This window comes from Citrobacter sp. wls827 (assembly GCF_005280875.1).
Lineage (GTDB): Bacteria > Pseudomonadota > Gammaproteobacteria > Enterobacterales > Enterobacteriaceae > Citrobacter > Citrobacter youngae.
Genome location: NZ_SZWR01000012.1, coordinates 313,629 through 336,034, shown reverse-complemented (window position 1 = coordinate 336,034; position 22,406 = coordinate 313,629). Strand labels below are relative to the sequence as shown.

Annotated in this window: 19 protein-coding genes; 10 read left to right on the top strand and 9 right to left on the bottom strand. The window is 53.1% G+C overall.

What is annotated here, in order from left to right; translation table 11 throughout:
* Nucleotides 1-28: 28 nt before the first annotated feature.
* On the top strand, nucleotides 29-724 hold the full coding sequence (gene araD, locus FDX03_RS08440) for an L-ribulose-5-phosphate 4-epimerase (RefSeq protein ID WP_061067226.1): 696 nt from the start codon (nucleotides 29-31) through the stop codon (nucleotides 722-724).
* 40 nt (nucleotides 725-764) lie between these two features.
* Here the strand turns inward: araD and FDX03_RS08435 are convergent, their stop codons facing one another.
* Nucleotides 765-1,148 (bottom strand): DUF4751 family protein, encoded by a 384-nt coding sequence (locus tag FDX03_RS08435; protein WP_137345787.1) that lies wholly within the window; start codon nucleotides 1,146-1,148, stop codon nucleotides 765-767.
* A gap of 592 nt (nucleotides 1,149-1,740) precedes the next feature.
* Between FDX03_RS08435 and polB the strand changes: the two genes are divergently transcribed.
* The 3 genes from polB to rluA all read left to right on the top strand — a co-directional run bounded on the left by polB (nucleotide 1,741) and on the right by rluA (nucleotide 7,801).
* On the top strand, nucleotides 1,741-4,092 hold the full coding sequence (polB, locus tag FDX03_RS08430) for a DNA polymerase II (protein ID WP_137345786.1): 2,352 nt from the start codon (nucleotides 1,741-1,743) through the stop codon (nucleotides 4,090-4,092).
* A gap of 131 nt (nucleotides 4,093-4,223) precedes the next feature.
* A complete protein-coding gene (gene rapA / locus FDX03_RS08425; protein ID WP_005124513.1) occupies nucleotides 4,224-7,130 on the top strand; it encodes an RNA polymerase-associated protein RapA in 2,907 nt (968 codons plus the stop codon).
* Nucleotides 7,131-7,141: 11 nt separating this feature from the next.
* Nucleotides 7,142-7,801 carry a bifunctional tRNA pseudouridine(32) synthase/23S rRNA pseudouridine(746) synthase RluA gene (gene rluA / locus FDX03_RS08420; protein WP_003018849.1) on the top strand — a complete coding sequence of 220 codons (660 nt, stop codon included), beginning with the start codon at nucleotides 7,142-7,144 and terminating at the stop codon, nucleotides 7,799-7,801.
* 96 nt (nucleotides 7,802-7,897) lie between these two features.
* Here rluA and djlA read toward each other — a convergent pair whose 3' ends face one another.
* Complete coding sequence (gene djlA, locus FDX03_RS08415; protein WP_005124510.1) at nucleotides 7,898-8,713, bottom strand: co-chaperone DjlA; 816 nt, start codon at nucleotides 8,711-8,713, stop codon at nucleotides 7,898-7,900.
* Between the two features lie 254 nt (nucleotides 8,714-8,967).
* Between djlA and lptD the strand changes: the two genes are divergently transcribed.
* Genes lptD through apaH form a run of 6 tightly spaced genes read left to right on the top strand, consistent with a single transcriptional unit; the run spans nucleotide 8,968 to nucleotide 15,714 of the window.
* Complete coding sequence (gene lptD / locus FDX03_RS08410; RefSeq protein WP_137345785.1) at nucleotides 8,968-11,328, top strand: LPS assembly protein LptD; 2,361 nt, start codon at nucleotides 8,968-8,970, stop codon at nucleotides 11,326-11,328.
* A 54-nt stretch (nucleotides 11,329-11,382) separates the two neighbouring features.
* Nucleotides 11,383-12,669: a peptidylprolyl isomerase SurA gene (surA, locus tag FDX03_RS08405; RefSeq protein WP_048212721.1), complete on the top strand. Its 1,287-nt coding sequence runs from the start codon at nucleotides 11,383-11,385 to the stop codon at nucleotides 12,667-12,669.
* Nucleotides 12,669-13,661, top strand: a complete 993-nt coding sequence (gene pdxA, locus FDX03_RS08400; protein WP_137345784.1) for a 4-hydroxythreonine-4-phosphate dehydrogenase PdxA — start codon at nucleotides 12,669-12,671, stop codon at nucleotides 13,659-13,661. Before surA ends, pdxA begins: the two co-directional genes overlap by 1 nt.
* Nucleotides 13,654-14,475 carry a 16S rRNA (adenine(1518)-N(6)/adenine(1519)-N(6))-dimethyltransferase RsmA gene (gene rsmA / locus FDX03_RS08395; protein ID WP_048212723.1) on the top strand — a complete coding sequence of 274 codons (822 nt, stop codon included), beginning with the start codon at nucleotides 13,654-13,656 and terminating at the stop codon, nucleotides 14,473-14,475. Before pdxA ends, rsmA begins: the two co-directional genes overlap by 8 nt.
* Before the next feature lie 2 nt (nucleotides 14,476-14,477).
* Nucleotides 14,478-14,855, top strand: a complete 378-nt coding sequence (apaG, locus tag FDX03_RS08390) for a Co2+/Mg2+ efflux protein ApaG (protein WP_003018867.1) — start codon at nucleotides 14,478-14,480, stop codon at nucleotides 14,853-14,855.
* Between the two features lie 10 nt (nucleotides 14,856-14,865).
* Nucleotides 14,866-15,714: a bis(5'-nucleosyl)-tetraphosphatase (symmetrical) ApaH gene (gene apaH, locus FDX03_RS08385; RefSeq protein ID WP_061067221.1), complete on the top strand. Its 849-nt coding sequence runs from the start codon at nucleotides 14,866-14,868 to the stop codon at nucleotides 15,712-15,714.
* A gap of 96 nt (nucleotides 15,715-15,810) precedes the next feature.
* Here apaH and folA read toward each other — a convergent pair whose 3' ends face one another.
* From folA to FDX03_RS08350, 7 genes are all read right to left on the bottom strand, one after another.
* Nucleotides 15,811-16,290: a type 3 dihydrofolate reductase gene (folA, locus tag FDX03_RS08380; protein ID WP_003018873.1), complete on the bottom strand. Its 480-nt coding sequence runs from the start codon at nucleotides 16,288-16,290 to the stop codon at nucleotides 15,811-15,813.
* A gap of 198 nt (nucleotides 16,291-16,488) precedes the next feature.
* Entirely contained in the window at nucleotides 16,489-18,351 is a 1,863-nt protein-coding gene (gene kefC / locus FDX03_RS08375) for a glutathione-regulated potassium-efflux system protein KefC (RefSeq protein ID WP_137345783.1), read from the bottom strand.
* Nucleotides 18,344-18,874, bottom strand: a complete 531-nt coding sequence (gene kefF, locus FDX03_RS08370; protein WP_137345782.1) for a glutathione-regulated potassium-efflux system oxidoreductase KefF — start codon at nucleotides 18,872-18,874, stop codon at nucleotides 18,344-18,346. The genes kefC and kefF overlap by 8 nt, the downstream gene beginning before the upstream one ends.
* Before the next feature lie 103 nt (nucleotides 18,875-18,977).
* Entirely contained in the window at nucleotides 18,978-19,211 is a 234-nt protein-coding gene (locus FDX03_RS08365) for a YgdI/YgdR family lipoprotein (protein ID WP_101741364.1), read from the bottom strand.
* A gap of 90 nt (nucleotides 19,212-19,301) precedes the next feature.
* Nucleotides 19,302-20,645 carry an MFS transporter gene (locus FDX03_RS08360; protein WP_137345781.1) on the bottom strand — a complete coding sequence of 448 codons (1,344 nt, stop codon included), beginning with the start codon at nucleotides 20,643-20,645 and terminating at the stop codon, nucleotides 19,302-19,304.
* A gap of 147 nt (nucleotides 20,646-20,792) precedes the next feature.
* Nucleotides 20,793-21,080, bottom strand: coding sequence for a ferredoxin-like protein FixX (fixX, locus tag FDX03_RS08355; protein ID WP_000203736.1), 288 nt, complete (start codon nucleotides 21,078-21,080; stop codon nucleotides 20,793-20,795).
* A complete protein-coding gene (locus tag FDX03_RS08350; protein ID WP_137345780.1) occupies nucleotides 21,077-22,363 on the bottom strand; it encodes an FAD-dependent oxidoreductase in 1,287 nt (428 codons plus the stop codon). Before FDX03_RS08350 ends, fixX begins: the two co-directional genes overlap by 4 nt.
* Between the last annotated feature and the right edge of the window lie 43 nt (nucleotides 22,364-22,406).

Below are 22,406 nucleotides of genomic sequence, written 5' to 3'. Positions count from 1 at the left end.
CGAAGCGCCATCCGGCAGGGAGACAATAATGTTAGAAGATCTTAAACGTCAGGTGCTGGAAGCCAATCTGGCGTTGCCTAAGCACAACCTGGTCACCCTGACCTGGGGCAACGTTAGCGCAGTCGATCGCGAACGCGGCGTATTTGTGATTAAACCATCCGGTGTCGATTACAGCGTAATGACCGCAGAAGATATGGTCGTCGTCAGTATCGCTACCGGTGAAGTGGTGGAAGGTAATAAAAAGCCCTCTTCCGATACCCCAACGCACCGTCTGCTGTATCAGGCTTTCCCGACCATTGGCGGCATTGTTCACACCCATTCCCGTCATGCAACCATCTGGGCGCAGGCGGGGCAGTCTATTCCCGCCACGGGGACCACTCATGCGGACTATTTCTACGGCACGATTCCCTGCACACGGAAAATGACCGAGGAAGAAATCAACGGCGAATATGAGTGGGAAACCGGTAACGTGATCGTTGAAACCTTTGAGAAACAAGGCATTGATGCTTCGCAGATGCCAGGCGTGCTGGTGCACTCTCACGGTCCGTTTGCCTGGGGAAAAAATGCTGAAGATGCTGTACACAACGCTATCGTGCTGGAAGAAGTGGCCTATATGGGGATCTTCTGCCGCCAGCTCGCGCCGCAATTGCCGGATATGCAACAAACCCTGTTAGATAAACACTACCTGCGCAAACACGGTGCAAAAGCCTACTACGGACAGTAACCTTGATATAAGCGCGTTTTAGTCGTCACGCGCTTTATTTCTACTCGGCTATATATTCAGCAAAAGCACTTTGATAAACACAGTTATTAGAACAAACATACTCAATCACATTGTCATAATTCCCATGAGTTTCCTCTCCTTCCAGAGAATGGAAGAAAATATAATCTGTTATCGTTGACTGCCATTTCTGCCCACGCAACAAATAATTAATTACCGTATCACGATGACCATTTCTTCTGTCATACCCCTGCCAGTGAAAAAAAGCGTTTCCACTTTCAATTATTTCAGCCCGCCAAATTTGTCCGGTCCATGTTTTGTACTCAATATATTTGCTCACAGTTTTGATTGATGGGTTTGAAAGTTGAGTGTTAACAAACAGATAATACTGGTATCCAGGCAAAATCGCCTGAGTATAGACATTCATAAAAACTCCATTTCATCATTTTCCCGGATATGTATTAAGAAGCACCCGAACAGCAAGCTGAGAATAAAATAATATCCCGAGATAAAAACCAAATTATACAGAGAGACTCCCGACGAATTCGAACTGAAAATCCGTTTCTATTCGGCAATAAACATGATTAAATATATATTATATTTCAAACTCATATCCGGATGCTTCGAATAAAATCTTTACATCAACCATTAATAAACACAAATGAAAAAAGTAACTTTTCCTGAATCCGAGAAAGATGTAGCAAAAATAAATAAGCACAAATCTGAAAAATAGCAAACATCCGATAATGGACTTAATAATACCAATCAATAACCCAGATGGACAGTTTCCATTTAAAACAACAGCCACACAAATAAAATAGTTTACTGCAACGCGTCTTAGGCACGACATTCATATATTAAATGCGAAGATAACCCATGCTGGCACAACACATTTTTTACTCAGAGACGCTTTTTACTCCGGCGGATACCGCGTCTTACGCCTCATACCTGTACAAAATAACAGTACAATCATGTAAACCAGGCTATAATAATGTCTGGTTTTTTGATGGATACGCAGCGTGGCGCAGGCAGGATTTATTTTAACCCGGCACTGGCGGGATACCCCGCAGGGGACAGAGGTTTCATTCTGGCTGGCAACCGACAGCGGGCCATTGCAGGTCACGCTAGCGCCGCAGGAGTCGGTCGCTTTTATCCCCACCAGCCAGACACCCCGCGTCACCACACTGTTACGCACTGAAAAAGGTTATCGCCTGACGCCGCTTCAGCTGCAAGACTTTCACCGTCAGCCCGTTTCTGGCCTGTATTGCCATTCACATCGCCAGCTTATGCGGCTGGAAAGACTGCTGCGCGAAAATGGTGTAACGGTCTACGAGGCCGATGTCCGTCCGCCGGAGCGCTATTTGATGGAGCGCTTTATTACATCTCCTGTCTGGGTCGAAGGCGACAGGCATGACGGCGCGCTGATCAATGCTCGCCTGAAACCGAATCCGGATTATCGACCGCCGCTGAAATGGGTTTCGCTGGATATCGAAACCACGCGCCACGGTGAACTCTACTGCATCGGCCTTGAAGGTTGCGGCCAGCGAATTGTCTACATGCTCGGCCCGGAAAACGGTAATGCCTCAGCGCTGGATTTTGAACTTGAGTACGTTGCCAGCCGTCCGCTGTTGCTGGAAAAGCTCAATGACTGGATTACCCTTCACGATCCTGATGTGATAATCGGCTGGAACGTCGTGCAATTCGATTTACGCGTCCTGCAAAAGCACGCCGAACGTTACCGCATTCCCCTGCGTTTTGGTCGTGACAATAGCGAGCTGGAGTGGCGCGAGCATGGCTTCAAAAACGGCGTGTTCTTCGCGCAGGCTAAAGGTCGCCTGATTATCGACGGCATTGAGGCGCTCAAATCCGCATTCTGGAATTTCTCATCGTTCTCGCTGGAAACGGTGTCGCAGGAGCTACTGGGCGAAGGGAAGTCAATTGATAATCCCTGGGACAGGATGGACGAAATCGATCGCCGGTTTGCCCAGGATAAGCCCGCGCTTGCCACCTACAATCTCAAAGACTGTGAACTGGTCACCCGCATTTTTCATAAAACCGAGATCATGCCATTTCTGCTGGAACGATCGACGGTCAACGGTCTGCCGGTCGACCGGCACGGTGGTTCAGTTGCCGCCTTCGGACATCTCTACCTGCCGCGCATGCACCGGGCGGGTTATGTGGCACCGAACCTGGGTGAAGTCCCCGCGCACGCCAGCCCAGGTGGCTACGTGATGGACTCGCGCCCAGGCTTATACGACTCGGTACTGGTGCTGGATTATAAAAGCCTGTACCCCTCAATAATTCGTACTTTTTTAATCGATCCGGTGGGGCTTATCGAAGGGATGGCGCAGCCGGATCCGGAGCACAGCACCGAAGGGTTCCTTGACGCCTGGTTCTCACGTGAAAAGCACTGCCTACCGGAAATCGTTACCCGGATCTGGCATGGGCGCGATGAAGCAAAACGCCACGGGAATAAGCCGCTCTCGCAGGCGCTGAAAATCATCATGAACGCATTTTACGGCGTGCTGGGAACCACCGCCTGTCGCTTTTTCGACCCGAGACTGGCCTCGTCCATTACCATGCGCGGTCATGCGATCATGCGCCAGACCAAAGCACTGATTGAAGCTCAGGGTTACGACGTTATCTATGGCGATACCGACTCGACCTTTGTCTGGCTGAAAAAGGCGCACTCAGAAGATGATGCCGCCCGGATTGGCCGTGAGCTGGTGAGCTATGTCAACGACTGGTGGGCGCAGTCCCTGAAGCAACAAAACCTGACCAGCGCGCTGGAGCTGGAATTTGAAACCCACTTTTGTCGATTTCTGATGCCGACCATTCGCGGTGCAGATACCGGCAGTAAAAAGCGCTACGCCGGGATGATTCAGGAAGGTACAGAGCAACGCATGGTGTTTAAGGGCCTGGAAACGGTAAGAACCGACTGGACGCCACTGGCCCAACAGTTTCAGCAGGAGCTATACCTGCGAATTTTTCGTAACGAACCTTATCAGGAGTTTGTTCGCGAGACTATCGACCGTCTGATGGCGGGTGAACTGGACGACCAACTGGTGTATCGCAAACGCCTGCGTCGCCCGTTAAGTGAATACCAGCGCAATGTGCCGCCACACGTGCGCGCCGCGCGCCTCGCCGATGAGCAAAATGTAAAGCTGGGACGTCCGCCGCAGTATCAGAATCGCGGCACCATTAAATATGTCTGGACGATAAATGGTCCAGAACCCGTGGATTATCAGCTTTCAGCCCTTGACTACGAGCACTATTTGACCCGGCAGATCCAGCCCGTAGCCGAGGGAATACTTCCCTTTATCGATGATAACTTTGCTACACTACTCACAGGGCAACTGGGGTTATTTTGACGCGTGACGAAACCGTCGCCATCCAGTACCATAGCGCCCTTTCCATTCCTGGACCCCAATACACTTGCTGCCACTTTACTCTGGCAGAGGGTGAGTATTGCCTGCAACTAAAGATATAGAGCCGAACATATATGCCTTTTACACTTGGTCAACGCTGGATCAGCGATACAGAAAGCGAATTGGGACTTGGTACCGTTGTCGCCATGGATGCGCGAACCGTCACTTTACTTTTCTCTTCGACGGGTGAAAACCGTCTGTATGCGCGCAGTGATTCCCCCGTGACCCGCGTGATGTTCAATCCTGGTGATACGATAACGAGCCATGAAGGCTGGCAACTGCATGTCGATGAAGTAAAAGAAGAAAACGGCCTGCTTGCCTATATCGGAACCCGCCTTGATACCGAAGAAACCGGTGTAACGCTGCGTGAAGTGCTGCTGGACAGCAAGCTGGTGTTCAGCAAACCACAGGATCGCCTGTTTGCCGGCCAGATTGACCGTATGGACCGCTTTGCGCTGCGCTATCGCGCACGTAAATTTCAGAGCGAGCAGTACCGTATGCCGTGGAGTGGTTTGCGTGGTCAACGTACCAGCCTGATCCCCCACCAGCTCAACATTGCCCATGATGTTGGCCGTCGTCATGCCCCTCGCGTATTGCTGGCAGACGAAGTGGGTTTAGGTAAAACCATTGAAGCCGGGATGATCCTGCATCAACAGCTGCTGTCAGGCGCCGCAGAGCGCGTGCTGATTATCGTCCCGGAGACGTTACAGCACCAGTGGCTGGTCGAAATGCTGCGTCGTTTCAACCTGCGTTTTGCGCTGTTTGATGATGAGCGTTATGCAGAAGCGCAGCACGATGCCTACAACCCGTTTGAAACCGAACAGTTGGTTATCTGTTCGCTCGACTTTGCCCGTCGCAGTAAACAGCGCCTGGAGCATCTGTGTGACGCCGAATGGGATCTGCTGATTGTCGATGAAGCGCATCACCTGGTGTGGAGCGAAGACGCGCCCAGCCGTGAATATATGGCCGTTGAACAACTGGCAGAACGCGTACCGGGCATCCTGCTGCTGACCGCAACGCCGGAACAACTGGGCCTGGAAAGCCACTTTGCGCGCCTGCGCCTGCTGGACCCCAGCCGCTTCCACGATTTCGCCCAGTTTGTTGAAGAACAGAAAAATTACCGTCCGGTCGCCGATGCCGTCGCCATGCTGCTGGCTGGCAACAAACTGAGCAACAATGAGCTGAACATGTTAGGTGACATGATTGGCGAACAGGACATTGAACCGTTATTGCAGGCGGCAAACAGCGACAGCGAAGACGCCCAGAGCGCGCGTCAGGAGCTGGTTTCAATGCTGATGGACAGACACGGCACCAGCCGCGTGCTGTTTCGCAACACCCGTAACGGCGTGAAAGGCTTCCCGAAACGCGAACTGCATACCATCAAGCTGCCGCTGCCAACCCAATACCAGACGGCGATTAAAGTTTCCGGCATTATGGGCGCGCGTAAGAGTGCGGAAGACCGGGCGCGCGACATGCTCTACCCGGAACAGATTTATCAGGAATTCGAAGGCGATACCGGTACCTGGTGGAACTTTGACCCGCGCGTGGAATGGCTGATGGGCTATCTGACCAGCCACCGCTCGCAAAAAGTACTGGTTATCTGTGCAAAAGCCACCACCGCGCTTCAACTGGAGCAGGTTCTGCGCGAGCGCGAAGGTATCCGCGCGGCCGTGTTCCATGAAGGGATGTCGATCATTGAGCGTGACCGCGCCGCTGCCTGGTTTAGCGAAGAAGATAGCGGCGCTCAGGTAATGCTGTGTTCTGAAATCGGCTCCGAAGGGCGTAACTTCCAGTTCGCCAGCAATCTGGTGATGTTTGACCTTCCGTTCAACCCGGACCTGCTGGAACAGCGTATTGGTCGTCTGGATCGTATTGGTCAGGCGCATGATATTCAGATTCACGTCCCGTACCTGGAAAAAACCGCGCAATCCGTACTGGTGCGCTGGTACCACGAAGGTCTGGATGCGTTCGAACACACCTGCCCGACCGGCCGTACCATCTACGACACGGTCTATAACAATCTGATCGGCTACCTGGCTGAACCAGAAAATACCGATGGCTTTGACGATCTGATCAAAACCTGCCGCGAACAGCATGACGCGCTGAAAGCACAGCTGGAGCAAGGTCGCGATCGTCTGCTGGAGATCCACTCTAACGGCGGTGAAAAAGCGCTGGCACTGGCTGAGAGCATTGAAGAGCAGGACGACGATACCAGCCTGATCGCCTTCGCCATGAACCTGTTTGATATCGTTGGTATTAATCAGGATGACCGTGGCGACAATCTGATCGTGCTGACCCCGTCCGATCATATGCTGGTGCCTGATTTCCCTGGGCTGCCGGAAGATGGCTGCACCATTACGTTTGAGCGTGATGTCGCCTTGTCGCGTGAAGATGCGCAGTTTATTACCTGGGAGCATCCGTTAATCCGTAATGGTCTGGATCTTATCCTCTCCGGCGACACCGGTAGCAGCACCATTTCGTTGTTGAAAAACAAAGCATTACCGGTCGGTACTCTGCTGGTTGAGCTGGTGTATGTGGTTGAAGCGCAGGCGCCGAAACAGCTGCAGTTGAACCGCTTCCTGCCACCAACGCCGGTACGCATGCTGCTGGATAAAAACGGCAATAACCTTGCCGCACAGGTTGAATTCGAAACCTTTAACCGCCAGCTCAGCGCTGTTAACCGCCACACCGGCAGTAAACTGGTCAACGCCGTGCAGCAGGACGTTCATGCCATTCTGCAACTGGGTGAAGCGCAGGTGGAAAAATCGGCTCGCGCGCTGATCGACGCGGCGCGTAAAGAAGCGGACGAAAAACTGACTGCGGAACTGTCGCGCCTCGAAGCGCTGCGTGCCGTTAACCCGAACATCCGTGATGACGAACTCAGCGCAATTGAAAGCAACCGTCAGCAGGTGATGGAAAGCCTGGATCAGGCGGGATGGCGTCTTGATGCCCTGCGCCTGATCGTCGTGACGCATCAGTAACGGAGCCATACATGGGGATGGAAAACTACAATCCGCCGCAGGAACCCTGGCTGGTTATCCTGTATCAGGATGAGCATATTATGGTGGTCAACAAGCCGAGCGGCTTGTTGTCCGTGCCGGGTCGTCTGGATGAACACAAAGACAGCGTGATGACGCGTATTCAGCGCGACTATCCGCAGGCTGAATCCGTACATCGTCTGGATATGGCCACCAGCGGCGTGATTGTAGTGGCGCTAACAAAAGCGGCAGAACGTGAGCTAAAACGCCAGTTTCGCGAACGCGAGCCGAAGAAACAGTACGTGGCACGGGTGTGGGGACATCCCGCACCTGCCGAGGGACTGGTTGATTTGCCGCTGATTTGCGACTGGCCGAATCGGCCAAAGCAGAAAGTGTGTTATGAAACCGGGAAATCAGCGCAAACTGAGTATGAGGTGGTGGAGTTCGCGGCGGATAACACCGCCCGGGTGGTGCTCAAACCCATTACCGGACGTTCCCACCAGTTGCGTGTACATATGCTGGCTTTAGGGCATCCAATCCTGGGCGACCGCTTCTATGCGCCGCCGGAAGCGCTGGCGTTGGCGCCGCGCCTGTTGCTGCATGCAGAGATGTTAACCATCACCCATCCCGAATACGGCAACAGTATGACGTTTAAAGTCCCGGCGGATTTTTAAATTCAATTCCCATTTATGCCGGGGGCGCTTCGCTTACCCGGCCTACAGTTATCAACGTAGGCCGGGTAAGGCGCTAGCCGCCATCCGGCATAACGATTATTTAAAGCCTTTCTGTTCTTTAATTAGCTCGTAGGCTTTTTGAATTTCCTGCGCTTTTTGCTTCGCCATTTCCATCATTTCTGGCGGCAGGCCTTTCGCAACCAGCTTGTCAGGGTGGTGCTCGCTCATCAGCTTACGGTAGGCGCGCTTAATGGTGGTCGCATCATCGGTCGCTTTCACACCCAGCACATTGCAGGCGTCTTCCAGCGTCGGGCCGCGTTGCGCCTGCTGCCAGCCACCGCCGCCGGACTGCTGCTGATATCCGCCGCCAAACTGCGCGCCGCCCTGCATCATACGCAGGAACTGATCAAATTGGGTCCGTGAGATCCCCAACTCTTCAGCAATAACATACAGCACTTCACGCTCGTTAGGGTGCAATGACCCATCGGCAAATGCCGCCTGAATCTGAATCTCCAGGAACATGCGGATCAGATCGAATCGACCAAAACAGACGCTGCGAAACTGACGCATTTTTTCACGTAATGGGTAATTGTCTGATTTTCCCACCCGGAAAGCATGCTGCGCGGCCGTACGCGAATCACCGTGCAAATTCATGCGGTCCATCAATTGGCTGGCGATATGAATATCGGCTTCCGTGACGCGGCCTTTGGATTTGGTCAGATGCCCCATCACCTCAAAAGTGGTGGCAAAAAACAGCGCCTGACGCTCTCGTTGGTTGGCGAACCACGCCATTTTGCGCATGCGGGCTTTGTCGAACATATGGCCAACTAACAGGCCTAACACCACACCCCAGAAGCCGCCGCCCATCATTAAGGCCACGGCCACACCAATAATCTTTCCCCAATACTGCATATATTCCCCAAATCTTTATGCTCTTGGCCAGGCTATGTCCCACAATATAAGGTGCTTTTACCGTTTTACGGCTGCGGTCAATTGTGGGACATCGCCTATAATTTGCATTATCATACCTGTCATTCAATGCCGTGCCTAACACCACGGAGCCTTAATCGGCAGGATTAACACTAGCGCAGTGAAGATGAGATAAGTTAGGCTGTGACCGTTTGTCACGCGCGACGCTACTGATGATGGAACAATAAATACAACGTATGAAAAAACGTATTCCCACTCTTCTGGCCACCATGATTGCCAGCGCCCTTTATAGCCAACAGGGTCTGGCAGCCGATCTCGCCTCACAGTGCATGTTGGGCGTGCCAAGCTACAACCGTCCTCTGGTGCAGGGCGATACCAATGAGTTACCTGTCACCATCAATGCCGATCACGCGAAAGGGAACTACCCTGATGACGCCGTGTTTACCGGCAACGTGGATATTGCGCAGGGTAACAGCCGCCTACAAGCCGATGAAGTGCAGCTTCATCAAAAGCAGGCCGAAGGTCAACCCGCTCCCGTTCGTACCGTCGATGCGTTGGGCAACGTCCATTATGATGACAACCAGGTCATTCTGAAGGGACCAAAGGGTTGGGCAAACCTGAATACGAAAGACACCAACGTCTGGGAAGGTGACTACCAGATGGTGGGACGTCAGGGGCGCGGGAAAGCGGACCTGATGAAACAGCGCGGTGAGAATCGCTATACCATTCTGGAAAACGGCAGTTTTACCTCCTGTCTTCCGGGTTCAAATACCTGGAGCGTCGTCGGTAGCGAAGTGATCCATGACCGTGAAGAACAGGTCGCTGAAATCTGGAACGCCCGTTTTAAGCTGGGCCCGGTTCCTGTGTTTTACAGCCCCTATTTACAACTCCCAGTCGGCGATAAACGCCGTTCCGGTTTCTTGATCCCGAACGCAAAATACTCCACCAAGAACTATTTTGAGTTCTACCTGCCGTATTACTGGAATATCGCGCCCAACATGGACGCCACCATTACGCCGCATTATATGCATCGCCGTGGCGGCATTATGTGGGAAAACGAATTCCGTTACCTGACCCAGGCGGGCGCAGGTCTGATGGAACTCGATTATCTGAATTCCGACCGGGTCTACGACGACGAACATCCGAATGATGATAATTCACGCCGCTGGCTGTTTTACTGGCAACACGCCGGTGTGATGGACCAGGTGTGGCGTTTCAACGTCGACTACACCAAAGTCAGCGACTCCAGCTACTTTAATGATTTTGACAATAAGTACGGTTCCAGCACCGACGGTTATGCGACACAGAAATTCAGTGTCGGCTATGCGGTACAAAACTTTGATGCGACAGTCTCAACCAAAAAATTCCAGGTTTTTGACGATCAGAACAACAGCAGTTATTCCGCAGAACCACAGTTAGACGTCAACTTCTATCAGAATGACGTCGGTCCATTTGATACCCGTATTTATGGACAGGCGGTGCATTTCGTCAATACCAATGACGACATGCCGGAAGCGACGCGTGTTCACCTTGAGCCGACCATCAATCTGCCGCTATCCAATCAGTGGGGAAGTATCAACACTGAAGCGAAGCTGATGGCGACGCACTACCAGCAGACCAATCTGGACTGGTACAACAACAATCAGGGTAACGTAAATAAGCTCGACGACTCCGCTAACCGCGTCATGCCGCAGTTCAAAGTCGACGGTAAGTTGGTATTCGAACGTGACATGGAAATGCTGGTGCCGGGCTATACCCAGACGCTGGAGCCGCGTGCGCAGTATTTGTATGTGCCTTATCGCAACCAAAGTCATATCTATAACTATGACTCTTCCCTGCTGCAAGCTGACTACAGTGGCCTGTTCCGTGACCGTACCTATGGCGGTCTGGACCGTATTGCCTCCGCTAACCAGGTAACGACTGGCGTCACATCTCGCGTTTATGATGACGCGGCCGTTGAACGTTTTAATATTTCTGTGGGTCAAATCTACTATTTCACCGAGTCTCGCACTGGCGATGACAACATAAAATGGGAGAATGACGACAAAACCGGTTCATTGGTATGGGCAGGTGATACTTACTGGCGCATCTCCGATCGTTGGGGTTTACGCGGTGGGATCCAGTACGACACGCGTCTGGACAGTGTCGCCACCAGCAGCAGCAGCATCGAGTACCGTCGCGACGAAAACCGCATGCTGCAGTTGAACTACCGCTATGCCAGCCCGGAATATATCCAGGCAACACTGCCGTCGTATTACTCTACGGCAGATCAGTATAAAAACGGGATTTCTCAGGTGGGTGCAGTGGCGAGCGTGCCGATCGCTGAGCGTTGGTCAATCGTCGGAGCTTACTACTTCGATACCAATGTGAACAAAGTGGCGGATTCCATGCTGGGCTTACAGTACAACTCCTGCTGTTATGCCATTCGCGTCGGCTATGAACGTAAGCTGAATGGTTGGGATGACACCCAGAAACACGCGGTATATGACAACTCGATCGGCTTTAATATCGAACTGCGCGGCCTGAGCTCTAACTATGGTCTTGGCACCAACCAGATGCTGCGTTCGAACATTTTGCCGTATCAAAGCTCTTTATGATCTGATTGATTTACAACGTAATCCGCATTGCGGTTAATTGATAATGGAAAAAGTATGAAGAACTGGAAAACGCTGCTTCTCGGTATCGCCATGGTCGCGAATACCAGTTTCGCTGCCCCACAGGTAGTCGATAAAGTCGCAGCCGTCGTCAATAACGGCGTCGTTCTGGAAAGCGACGTCGATGGCTTAATGCAGTCAGTAAAACTGAATGCGGGTCAGGCAGGTCAGCAATTACCGGACGATGCCACGCTGCGTCATCAGATCCTGGAGCGTTTGATCATGGATCAAATCGTTCTGCAGATGGGTCAGAAGATGGGCGTAAAAATCTCTGATGAACAGTTAGATCAGGCCATCGCCAATATTGCCAAGCAGAACAATATGACGCTGGATCAAATGCGCAGCCGTCTGGCTCAGGATGGTCTGAGTTATTCGACCTATCGCAACCAGATCCGTAAAGAGATGACCATCTCTGAAGTGCGTAATAATGAAGTTCGCCGTCGCGTCACGATTCTGCCACAGGAAGTTGATGCCCTGGCGCAGCAGGTCGGCAACCAAAATGATGCCAGCACTGAGCTGAACCTGAGCCACATTCTGATCCCACTGCCGGAAAACCCAACTTCCGATCAGGTAAACGAAGCGGAAAGTCAGGCGCGTTCAGTGGTTGATGAAGCACGTAATGGTAGCGATTTCGGCAAACTGGCCATCACTTATTCTGCCGATCAGCAGGCGCTGAAAGGCGGCCAGATGGGTTGGGGACGCATTCAGGAACTGCCGGGCATCTTCGCCCAGGCGTTAAGCACCGCGAAAAAAGGCGATATCATTGGCCCAATTCGCTCTGGTGTCGGCTTCCATATCCTGAAAGTCAACGACATGCGTGGTCAAAGCCAGAGCATTTCCGTGACTGAAGTTCATGCCCGCCATATTCTGCTGAAACCGTCGCCGATCATGACCGATCAACAGGCGCGTCTGAAACTGGAACAAATCGCGGCTGATATTAAGAGCGGTAAAACCACCTTTGCGGCAGCGGCTAAAGAGTTTTCTCAGGATCCGGGGTCTGCCAACCAGGGCGGTGACCTGGGTTGGGCTGCAGCCGATATTTTCGATCCGGCTTTCCGCGATGCGCTGACTAAACTTCATAAAGGCCAGATGAGCACCCCGGTGCACTCCTCATTCGGCTGGCATCTTATCGAGCTGCTGGATACGCGTAATGTTGATAAAACTGACGCGGCACAGAAAGACAGAGCTTATCGCATGCTGATGAACCGTAAATTCTCGGAAGAAGCAGCGACCTGGATGCAGGAACAGCGCGCCAGTGCGTACGTTAAAATTCTGAGCAACTAATGACTCAAATTCAACGTGTTGTGATCACTCCCGGCGAACCTGCCGGGATTGGTCCGGACCTTGTGATCCAGCTTGCACAGCGCGAGTGGCCGGTAGAACTCGTTGTTTGTGCTGATGCCACGCTACTCCGTGACCGGGCAGCCATGCTCGGTTTACCGCTCTCGCTCCTTCCCTACTCTCCAGATATCCCAGCCCAACCACAATCAGCGGGTACGCTGACGCTATTGCCGGTTGCGTTGCGCGCGCCTGTCGTCGCGGGCCAACTGGCGGTAGAGACTGGGCAATATGTAGTCGACACGCTGGCTCGCGCCTGCGATGGTTGTCTGCAAGGTGAGTTTGCGGCGCTGACTACCGGTCCGGTTCACAAGGGCGTCATCAATGACGCTGGCGTCCCGTTTACCGGGCATACCGAGTTTTTTGAAGAGCGTTCACAGGCGAAGAAGGTTGTCATGATGCTGGCAACCGAAGAGCTGCGTGTTGCCCTGGCGACCACACATCTGCCGCTTAAAGCCGTTGCTGAAGCCATTACCCCGGCATTATTGCGAGAAGTAATCGGTATTCTGCATCATGATCTACGCACTAAGTTTGGCCTGAACGATCCGCGTATTCTGGTGTGCGGCCTTAACCCGCATGCCGGTGAAGGCGGTCATATGGGAACGGAAGAGATAGACACCATCATCCCGGTACTGGATGAACTGCGTGCGCAGGGGATGAAATTAAACGGTCCACTGCCCGCAGATACGCTGTTTCAGCCTAAATATCTCGACCACGCGGATGCCGTGCTGGCAATGTACCACGATCAGGGCCTCCCCGTGCTAAAATACCAGGGATTTGGTCGCGGTGTGAATATCACGCTGGGCCTGCCCTTTATTCGCACATCCGTCGATCACGGTACCGCGCTTGAACTTGCGGGACGTGGACAAGCAGATGTCGGCAGTTTTATTACGGCGCTTAATCTCGCCATCAAAATGATTGTTAATACCAATGAATAATCGAGTCCATCAGGGCCATTTAGCCCGTAAACGTTTCGGGCAAAACTTCCTCAACGATCAGTTTGTGATCGAAAGTATTGTCTCTGCTATCAACCCGCAGAAAGGTCAGGCCATGGTCGAAATCGGCCCGGGCCTGGCTGCATTGACCGAACCCGTAGGCGAACGTCTGGACAAGCTCACGGTCATTGAGTTGGACCGCGATCTCGCCGCGCGCCTGCAAACGCACCCGTTTTTAGGGCCGAAGCTGACTATTTATCAGCAAGATGCCATGACCATGAACTTCGGTGAGCTTTCACAAACGATGGGTCAGCCGCTGCGCGTATTTGGCAACCTGCCGTACAACATCTCCACGCCGCTGATGTTCCATCTTTTTACCTATACTGATGCCATTGCCGACATGCATTTCATGTTGCAAAAAGAGGTGGTCAATCGTCTGGTTGCAGGGCCAAACAGTAAAGCGTATGGTCGATTAAGCGTCATGGCGCAATATTACTGCAATGTGATCCCGGTGCTCGAAGTTCCACCGTCGGCTTTCACACCAGCACCGAAAGTAGATTCCGCCGTTGTACGCCTGGTCCCTCACGCGACGATGCCGTACCCGGTTAAAGATGTTCGCGTCCTGAGCCGCATTACCACCGAAGCGTTTAATCAGCGCCGTAAAACGGTACGTAACAGCCTCGGTAATCTGTTCAGCGTTGAAGTGCTGACAGAGTTGGGCATTGACCCGGCAATGCGAGCGGAAAATATCTCTGTCGCGCAATACTGCCGGATGGCTAACTATCTGTCAGAAAACGCGCCTTCGAAGGAGAGTTAAGCATGATCAATTCGCCCCGAGTGTGTATTCAGGTACAAAGCGTCTACATTGAGGCGCAATCCTCACCTGATGATGAACGTTACGTTTTTGCTTATACCGTGACTATCCGCAATTTGGGGCGAGCGCCAGTGCAGCTGTTGGGGCGTTATTGGTTGATAACCAATGGTCATGGGCGCGAAACCGAAGTTCAGGGTGAAGGTGTGGTTGGCGTTCAGCCCCATATCGAACCTGGCGAAGAGTACCAGTACACCAGCGGCGCCGTTATTGAAACGCCGCTGGGCACCATGCAGGGTCATTACGAAATGATCGATGAGCAGGGCATCGCCTTTACTATCGATATTCCCGTATTCCGACTCGCCGTTCCAACACTCATTCATTAAAACAATAACTATGGCGACATACCTTATTGGCGACGTTCACGGTTGTTACGATGAACTGGTAGCCTTGCTGCATCAGGTAGACTTTAATTCCAAAAAAGACACCCTATGGCTCACCGGCGATCTGGTCGCTCGTGGGCCGGGTTCGCTGGACGTTTTGCGCTACGTGAAATCACTGGGCGACAGCGTGCGGTTAGTATTGGGTAATCACGATTTACACCTGCTGGCCGTGTTTGCCGGCATCAGTCGTAATAAACCAAAAGACAGAGTCACATCGCTGCTCGAAGCGCCGGATGCTGACGAATTAATCAACTGGCTTCGTCGTCAGCCGCTGCTGCAGGTCGACGAAGAGAAAAAACTGGTCATGGCGCACGCTGGCATTACCCCTCAATGGGATTTGCAGACCGCGAAAGACTGCGCACGGGACGTAGAAGCCGTGCTGTCGAGCGACTCGTATCCGTTTTTTCTTGATGCGATGTATGGCGACATGCCGAACAACTGGACCCCGGAGCTGACGGGGCTGGCGCGCCTGCGTTTTATTACCAACGCGTTTACCCGCATGCGTTACTGCTTCCCCAACGGTCAACTGGATATGTACAGCAAAGAGTCACCAGAAGACGCACCTGCCCCGCTGAAGCCGTGGTTTGCCATTCCTGGACCTGTCAGTGAAGCGTACAGCATTGCATTCGGGCACTGGGCATCGCTGGAGGGTAAAGGCACGCCAGAAGGTATTTACGCGCTGGATACGGGGTGTTGCTGGGGAGGCGATCTCACCTGTCTGCGCTGGGAAGACAAACAGTACTTTGTGCAGCCATCAAATCGCCATCTGAATCTGGATCCTGGTGAAGCGGTCAACGCCTGAGAGATTTATGCCTGATGACGCTACGCTTATCAGGCCTACACTTGGCACAAGAGTAGGCCGGATAAGGCGTTTCGCAGCCATCCGGCATTTACAGGATTAACGACGCTCCAGAATCTCGAAGCAGTAGCTGTGAGAGTTTTGCGCGTCGGCATCATGGAACTCACTGAAAACAGACTCCCAGTCATCCGGTTCGTAGTCCGGGAAATGCGTATCCCCTTCGACTTCAGCATCAATGTGCGTCAGATACAGCTTCTGCGCTTTTGGCAGGAACTGCTCATACACGCGCCCACCGCCAATCACCATAATCTCTGGTTCATCACCGCAGGCCGCAATGGCTTCATCAACAGACTTCACCCACTGCACACGATCGTCGGTGCCAGGCTTGCTGCTGATGACGATATTTTTACGCCCAGGTAACGGTCGCCCGATGGATTCCCAGGTGTGGCGTCCCATGACAACCGGCTTGTTTAAGGTATTACGTTTAAACCAGGCGAGATCGGCAGGGAGGTTCCACGGCATGGCGTTCTCCATACCGATGACGCGATCTACCGCTAACGCCGCAATCAGACTGATCATTGAATATTTCCCGGATACAAAAAAATTGTCGCCACTATACGGAAAGCGCAATCTTTCGTCGACTGGCGGAAAGAGGATGAACAGGAAAATTTTCCGTTCTGCTGGCGAACCGACCTATTTAAGGTGGTACGCCAGCATTACAGTAGTTCAAAAACAGCCAATTAGCAGTAAAGTTTGCAGAACATCACATTTTTTACCCTATGCTGACGGTTTCACTTCCGGCTCATCGGCGACGTCGCCCGTATGCTTACCTTCATCCGTGCCTTGCCAGCCATGGCGTTGAATTAACGATAAGTGCTGACGATCTTCCGCAATAATTTCACTCAGCATTGCGCTGGTGCGTTTATAAACGGCCGCGCGGGAAGTCGCGTCATTTTCCCCTTTCACCATCTCCTCTACCATCATGGTATTGAATCGGCGGAATACGTCGGCCCGCTCACGTGCCTCATAGCGCCCAAGCCCAAGACCTTCCAACGCCAGACGTCCGGTCTTCAGTGCACCTTCAAAGGTTTCACGTTCCGGCATATCCACGCCCGCCTGGCGCAGGCGGATGTAATGATCCACATCGCGCGCACGAGCAATAATTTGCAGATGCGGGAAATGCTCTTTCACCATTTCGGTTAACTGCAGGCTGGTTTGCGGATCGTCAATGGCATTAATAATGACTTCAGCTTTCGCCGCCCCGGCAGACTCCAGCAGATCCATCCGGGTCGCATCACCATAGAAAACCTTCATGCCGAATTTACGCAGCGTTTCGATATGGTCCGGGTCATGATCAAGAACCACCATTTTGACCCCGCTCGACAACAACAGACGACCGGTTATCTGGCCAAATCGCCCAAATCCAGCGATGATCACCCGCGGTTGCTCCTCATCGATTTCATCGGCTTCCCGCTCTTCCGAAGTCGCCGATTTTTCCAGACGCGTCAAAATCACCAGCAAAATCGGCGTAGCCGCCATCGACAACGCCACCGCCAGCGTCAGCGATTTCGCCCAGTCAGGATCGAGCACATTTGCCATTTGTGCCGCGCCAAACACCACAAAGGCAAACTCACTGCCCTGCCCTAACAATACGGCAAACCAGCGACGCTGCTTGTTCGGCACCTGCAACGGTTTCGCTATCAACCACAGCATGACGGTTTTGATAACCAGGAAACCGACCAGCAAAATGATAATGCGCAAGGGATTATCAATCAGCGTACCAAAGTCGATAGACATCCCCACGCCAATGAAAAACAGTCCCAGCAGCAATCCTTTAAATGGCTCAATGTCGCTTTCCAGCGCGTGGCGATACTCAGAGCTTGCCAGCAGCACCCCGGCCAGAAACGCCCCCATCGCCATCGACAGGCCAACCTCTTCCAGGAGCAGACCGAAGCCAAACACGAGGAACAGCGCAACGGCACTGAATACTTCCCGCAGGCCCGAACGCGCAACAAAACGCAAGGCCGGACGTGTGACATAACGCCCCAATACCACCACTAATACCAGTGCGCCCGCTACCTTCAGGGCTAACAATGCAAACGCCCCAAGCGTAGTCGATGCGCCGCTCGCCGCCAGTAACGGGATCATCGCCACCAATGGAATAGCGGCGATATCCTGGAACAGCAGCACGGCAAACGCGCTGCGGCCCATTTGCGAAACCATCAGGTTGCGTTCATTCATTGCCTGCATAGCGATGGCCGTTGAGGAAAGCGCCAGCGTCATGCCGATCAGTTCCGCTACCTGCCAGCGCAGGCCAAGGAACATACAGAACAAACCAATTAAGCCGCCGCAAACCACCATCTGTAGCGCGCCGCCGCCGAACACCGAGGCTCGAAGTTTCCACAAACGTTGCGGATCCAGCTCCAGACCGATGACAAACAGCATCAGCACCACACCGATCTCCGCAAAATGCAGGATGGATTCGGCGTCCGTCACCAGCCTCAGACCCCAGGGTCCGATAATGCACCCGGCGATGAGATAGCCCAGCACCGACCCTAACCCCAGCCGCACGGCAATGGGGACTATCAGCGCCGCCGATCCGAGATAAATCAGCGCCTGTATCAGCGTATGGCTATCCATGATGAACCTCCTGCCACTCCAGCAGACGTTGTTTGTAATGACGCGCCTGCGCCTGCAGGGTTTCATCATCGCAGATAAACGTACAGTGCATCGCAAACGGCGGTAGCCATTTGAGGCCGCAATAGAGCGCTGTCGCCTGTAAAGGCTGGGAAAGCACATCAAATCCGGGATAGGAGCCAATATCGAAGTGGTTTTCACCGCCGCCGGTCGTCACCGCCCACAGCAGTTGTTTACCGTGCAGCGCAGTACCGCCATGGCCATACGCCCAGCCGTGCGAAAGAACTTTATCCATCCACAGCTTGAGGAGAGGCGGTGTGCTGTACCACTGTATGGGGTGTTGCCAGACGATAAGATTCGCGCTCGCCAGCGCATCCTGTTCAGCGGCGATATCGATATTGAAGTCGGGATAGAGTTCATACAGCGAACGAACTTCTACGCCCTCCAGCGTCCTTGCCTGCTCAAGCATCCGCTTATTCGCATGCGAGTGCTGCGGATAGGGATGCGCATAAATGATGAGAATCATGATTAGCCTGTGTCACTGCATTATTGTAATAACAGTGAGTTTAGTCACTTAATCCACAGGCTAACAGTCAATATTATTGAGTGGCTGAATGGAGAAAACTGAACTAGTTATCCAGTTCGCTCATATCCTTAACCTGATCTCGGTTAATTTGTTCCGTCTTACCCGTTTGCGCGTTTTTGTACGAGACCAGGCCCGTATCTTCATCCACTTGCGGTTTGCCATCAGTGACAATCGTTTTGCCGTCGGTCGTTTTAACCGCCTGATTAGAAGAGCAACCGGCAACGGTAAACAGTGTTGCGGCGGTAAAAATGGAGGTGATCAGAATATGTTTTTGCATGGTGTTCTCCCTGCTTTTCAGTCACTTTCAGTGATATGCCCGTTAACTGTAGGCTAACTGACTGAGTTGCAGGGAAAATACAGAACACTCTTAACCGCTCACTCTGGACATCGGTTTTCTGCGAATCGTCATTTGGCTGGTTTGCGCCAGCGTCAGACCTCGCGTTTCCGGGGCGAAAGCGATGGAAACGAGCAGGCCAACCAGCGAAATTCCTGCGCCCATCAGCATCACATTGCTGACCCCATATTTGGTGATGAACACCGGCAACGCCCAGGTTGAAACAATGGTGCCGATACGGCTTAACGACATAATCACCCCGACGGCAGAGGCACGAATATCGGTGGGGAACAGTTCGTTAGGGTATAGCCACTGCAGATTTCCGGGTCCCCCTGAGAAAAAAGCGTATACAGCAAACGCCAGCACCACCAGCCATGCGCCCATATCAGGGATTAGCCCCAGCACGGCCAACGCCAGCGTCATCATAATAAAGCTGCCAATCAACAACGGTCGGCGGCCCGCGCTATTGAGCCAGAACATGGGCGGAATGCACCCCAGCATAAAGCACAGGCTTATCACCACATTGCCCAACGCGGCGCTTTTCCCGGCACCAAGCCCCAACAGTCCAACAATCTGCGGACCAAAGGTATAAATGGCGAACATCGGGATCACCTGACAGGTCCAGATGGCGGCAACAAACAGGACAAACGGGAAATGACGGCGGTTAAACAGCTGGAGAAAACGCGTCTCCTGCGGTGCTTCTTCGTCGAATACCACCGGTTCGCCGAACAGTTTGATCATCATCGCTTCACACTCTTTCACCCGACCTTTACGCAGCAGCCAGCGTGGAGATTCAGGAAGATCGAAGCGCCCAATCAGGATCAAAATACAGGGGATCACCGCGCTGCCCAACATCCAGCGCCATCCGCCCTCAACATCATACAAACAGTAACCGACCAGATCGGCACAGGTGGCGCCGACATACCACATCGCGGCGATAAAACCGATGGAGAAAGCGCGCTGGCGGGTATTGGAGAACTCGGTAATCATCGAGGTAGCAATCGGATAATCGGCACCAATCACAATGCCGATCAGCACGCGCATCACTAACAATTCAACGGGCGAGGAAACAAACATGGTTGCTGCCGATATCACGCCAATGGCGATAATATCGATGATGAACATTTTGCGCCGCCCGACCTTATCGGAAATGTAGCCAAACAGCGACGTCCCCACAAACAGACCGGCGAGCGTGCCGGCGCCCAGCAGACCAATCCACTGTGCGTCCAGTTTCAATGCTGGCGTGAGCTGTTCCAGCGCCACGCCAATCATCACCAGCACATAACCATCCAGAAACGGCCCACCGCTTCCCCACAGCATTATCCGGCGGTGAATAGAGGTAAATTTGATGTCATCAAAGTTCCTGGGCTGCTGCATAGCGACTTCCTGTTTCAACACGGGCAAAGCGTCATCTGTAGGCCGGATAAGGCATTTACGCCGCCATCCGGCATTGGCGCCACATGATTGCCGGATGGCGACGCTACCGCATCTTATCCGGCCTACGGGTGCACAACCTCGTACTTATTAACCGTAGCGAAACTCCACGCCAAATGTCCCACGCGGGTATTCCCACTTTTCCAGCGCTGTATCGAGCCCGAGAATGCGGCACGTTCCGCACTCCAGGCATCCGGCGTAATCAAACCGTACGCTGCCGTCGTCCTGTTTTTTATACAGCCCTGCTGGACAGGCCTTAATCAGCACTTCCAGCGCCTGTTTATCAGGATCGGTTTTGAGAATGATATGCGGGCTGTCTTCATCGACATTGAACTTATTGACGCCCAGTTTGACGTCCACATTGACGGGAGATGTCATAATACGGTCACTCCTTTCAGGCCATCTTTCATCAGGTTGATGAAGCCCACTTTCTTCGCATGGCGCAGGATTTTTTTACGCATTGGCACTGGGGCGGAACCATCCACGGTGAACAGGTCGCGTGCGATACTGACCGCCATTTCGGGATAGGCGGTAAACATGCGCGGGTTATCAAGAAAAGCAGGAAGCTTCTGGTACATACGCATATCGCGCATCGGGCCATCGTCCAGATGCTGACGGTATTCACCCAGCGACTGCTTGCTAAAGTCGTCACGCTTCATCGCTGAAAGCACCGTTTTCGCCGCCGCTTCGCCTGCGGAAATGGCGAGATCCATACCGCGAATGGTAAAGCCGAGGTTCATACACATTCCGGCAGCGTCACCGGCAATCAGCACACCGTCCCCCACCAGTTCAGGCTGCATATTCATACCGGCTTCAGGTACGACGTGCGCGGCATATTCCACCAGCTTGCCACCGGCGATCAGCGGGGCAACCGCCGGATGCTGTTTGAAATCTTCCAGCATTTGCGGGACCGATTTTTTAGCGTCTTTCAGATGATGAAGACCGCAGACCAGTCCCAGAGAAAGGGTCGTTTCATTCGTATAGAGAAAACCACCGCCCATCAACCCATCAGTTGGCGAACCGGCAAACAGGCAGGCTGCACCTTCGTTCCCCTGTAACTGGAAACGATCTTCAATTACCGATTTTGGCAGTTCGATCAGCTCTTTTACGCCGACGGCAACATGCGATGCCTCGACGCGCTTTGCCATACCCAGCTTTTCAGCCAGCAGAGAATTCACCCCATCGGCGAGGATCACCACTTTGGCTTCCAGAATATCGCCGTCGGCTTCCACGCCCACGACTTTACCCTCGCGCTGCACAACGTTATCCACGCGAATACCGGTGATGAGCTGGGCGCCCGCCTCCTCGGCCTGTTCCATCAGCCAGGCGTCAAATTTGCTGCGTAAGACGGAATAAGAAACCTGCGACGATGCGGCGTCTTCGCCATTGCAATAGTCGATGGTCATCGCCCCTTTGTCGGTCATAAAGGCGAGTTTTTCGTGGGTGATGATGCGTTCAATGGGGGCCTGCTCAGCAAAACCGGGAATGATGCGCTCCAGGCTATGCGCATACATGCGCCCACCGGTGACATTCTTCGCGCCAGCAGAATTGCCGCGCTCGATAACCAGCACCTGTGCACCTTCCCGAGCCAGCACCAGCGCCGCAACCGAACCAGCCAGACCTGCACCCACGATGATGGCATCAAAGATATCTTCGGACATACGTACTCCTGTCAGCGGCAGGACGCCTTCGCATCCTGCCCGA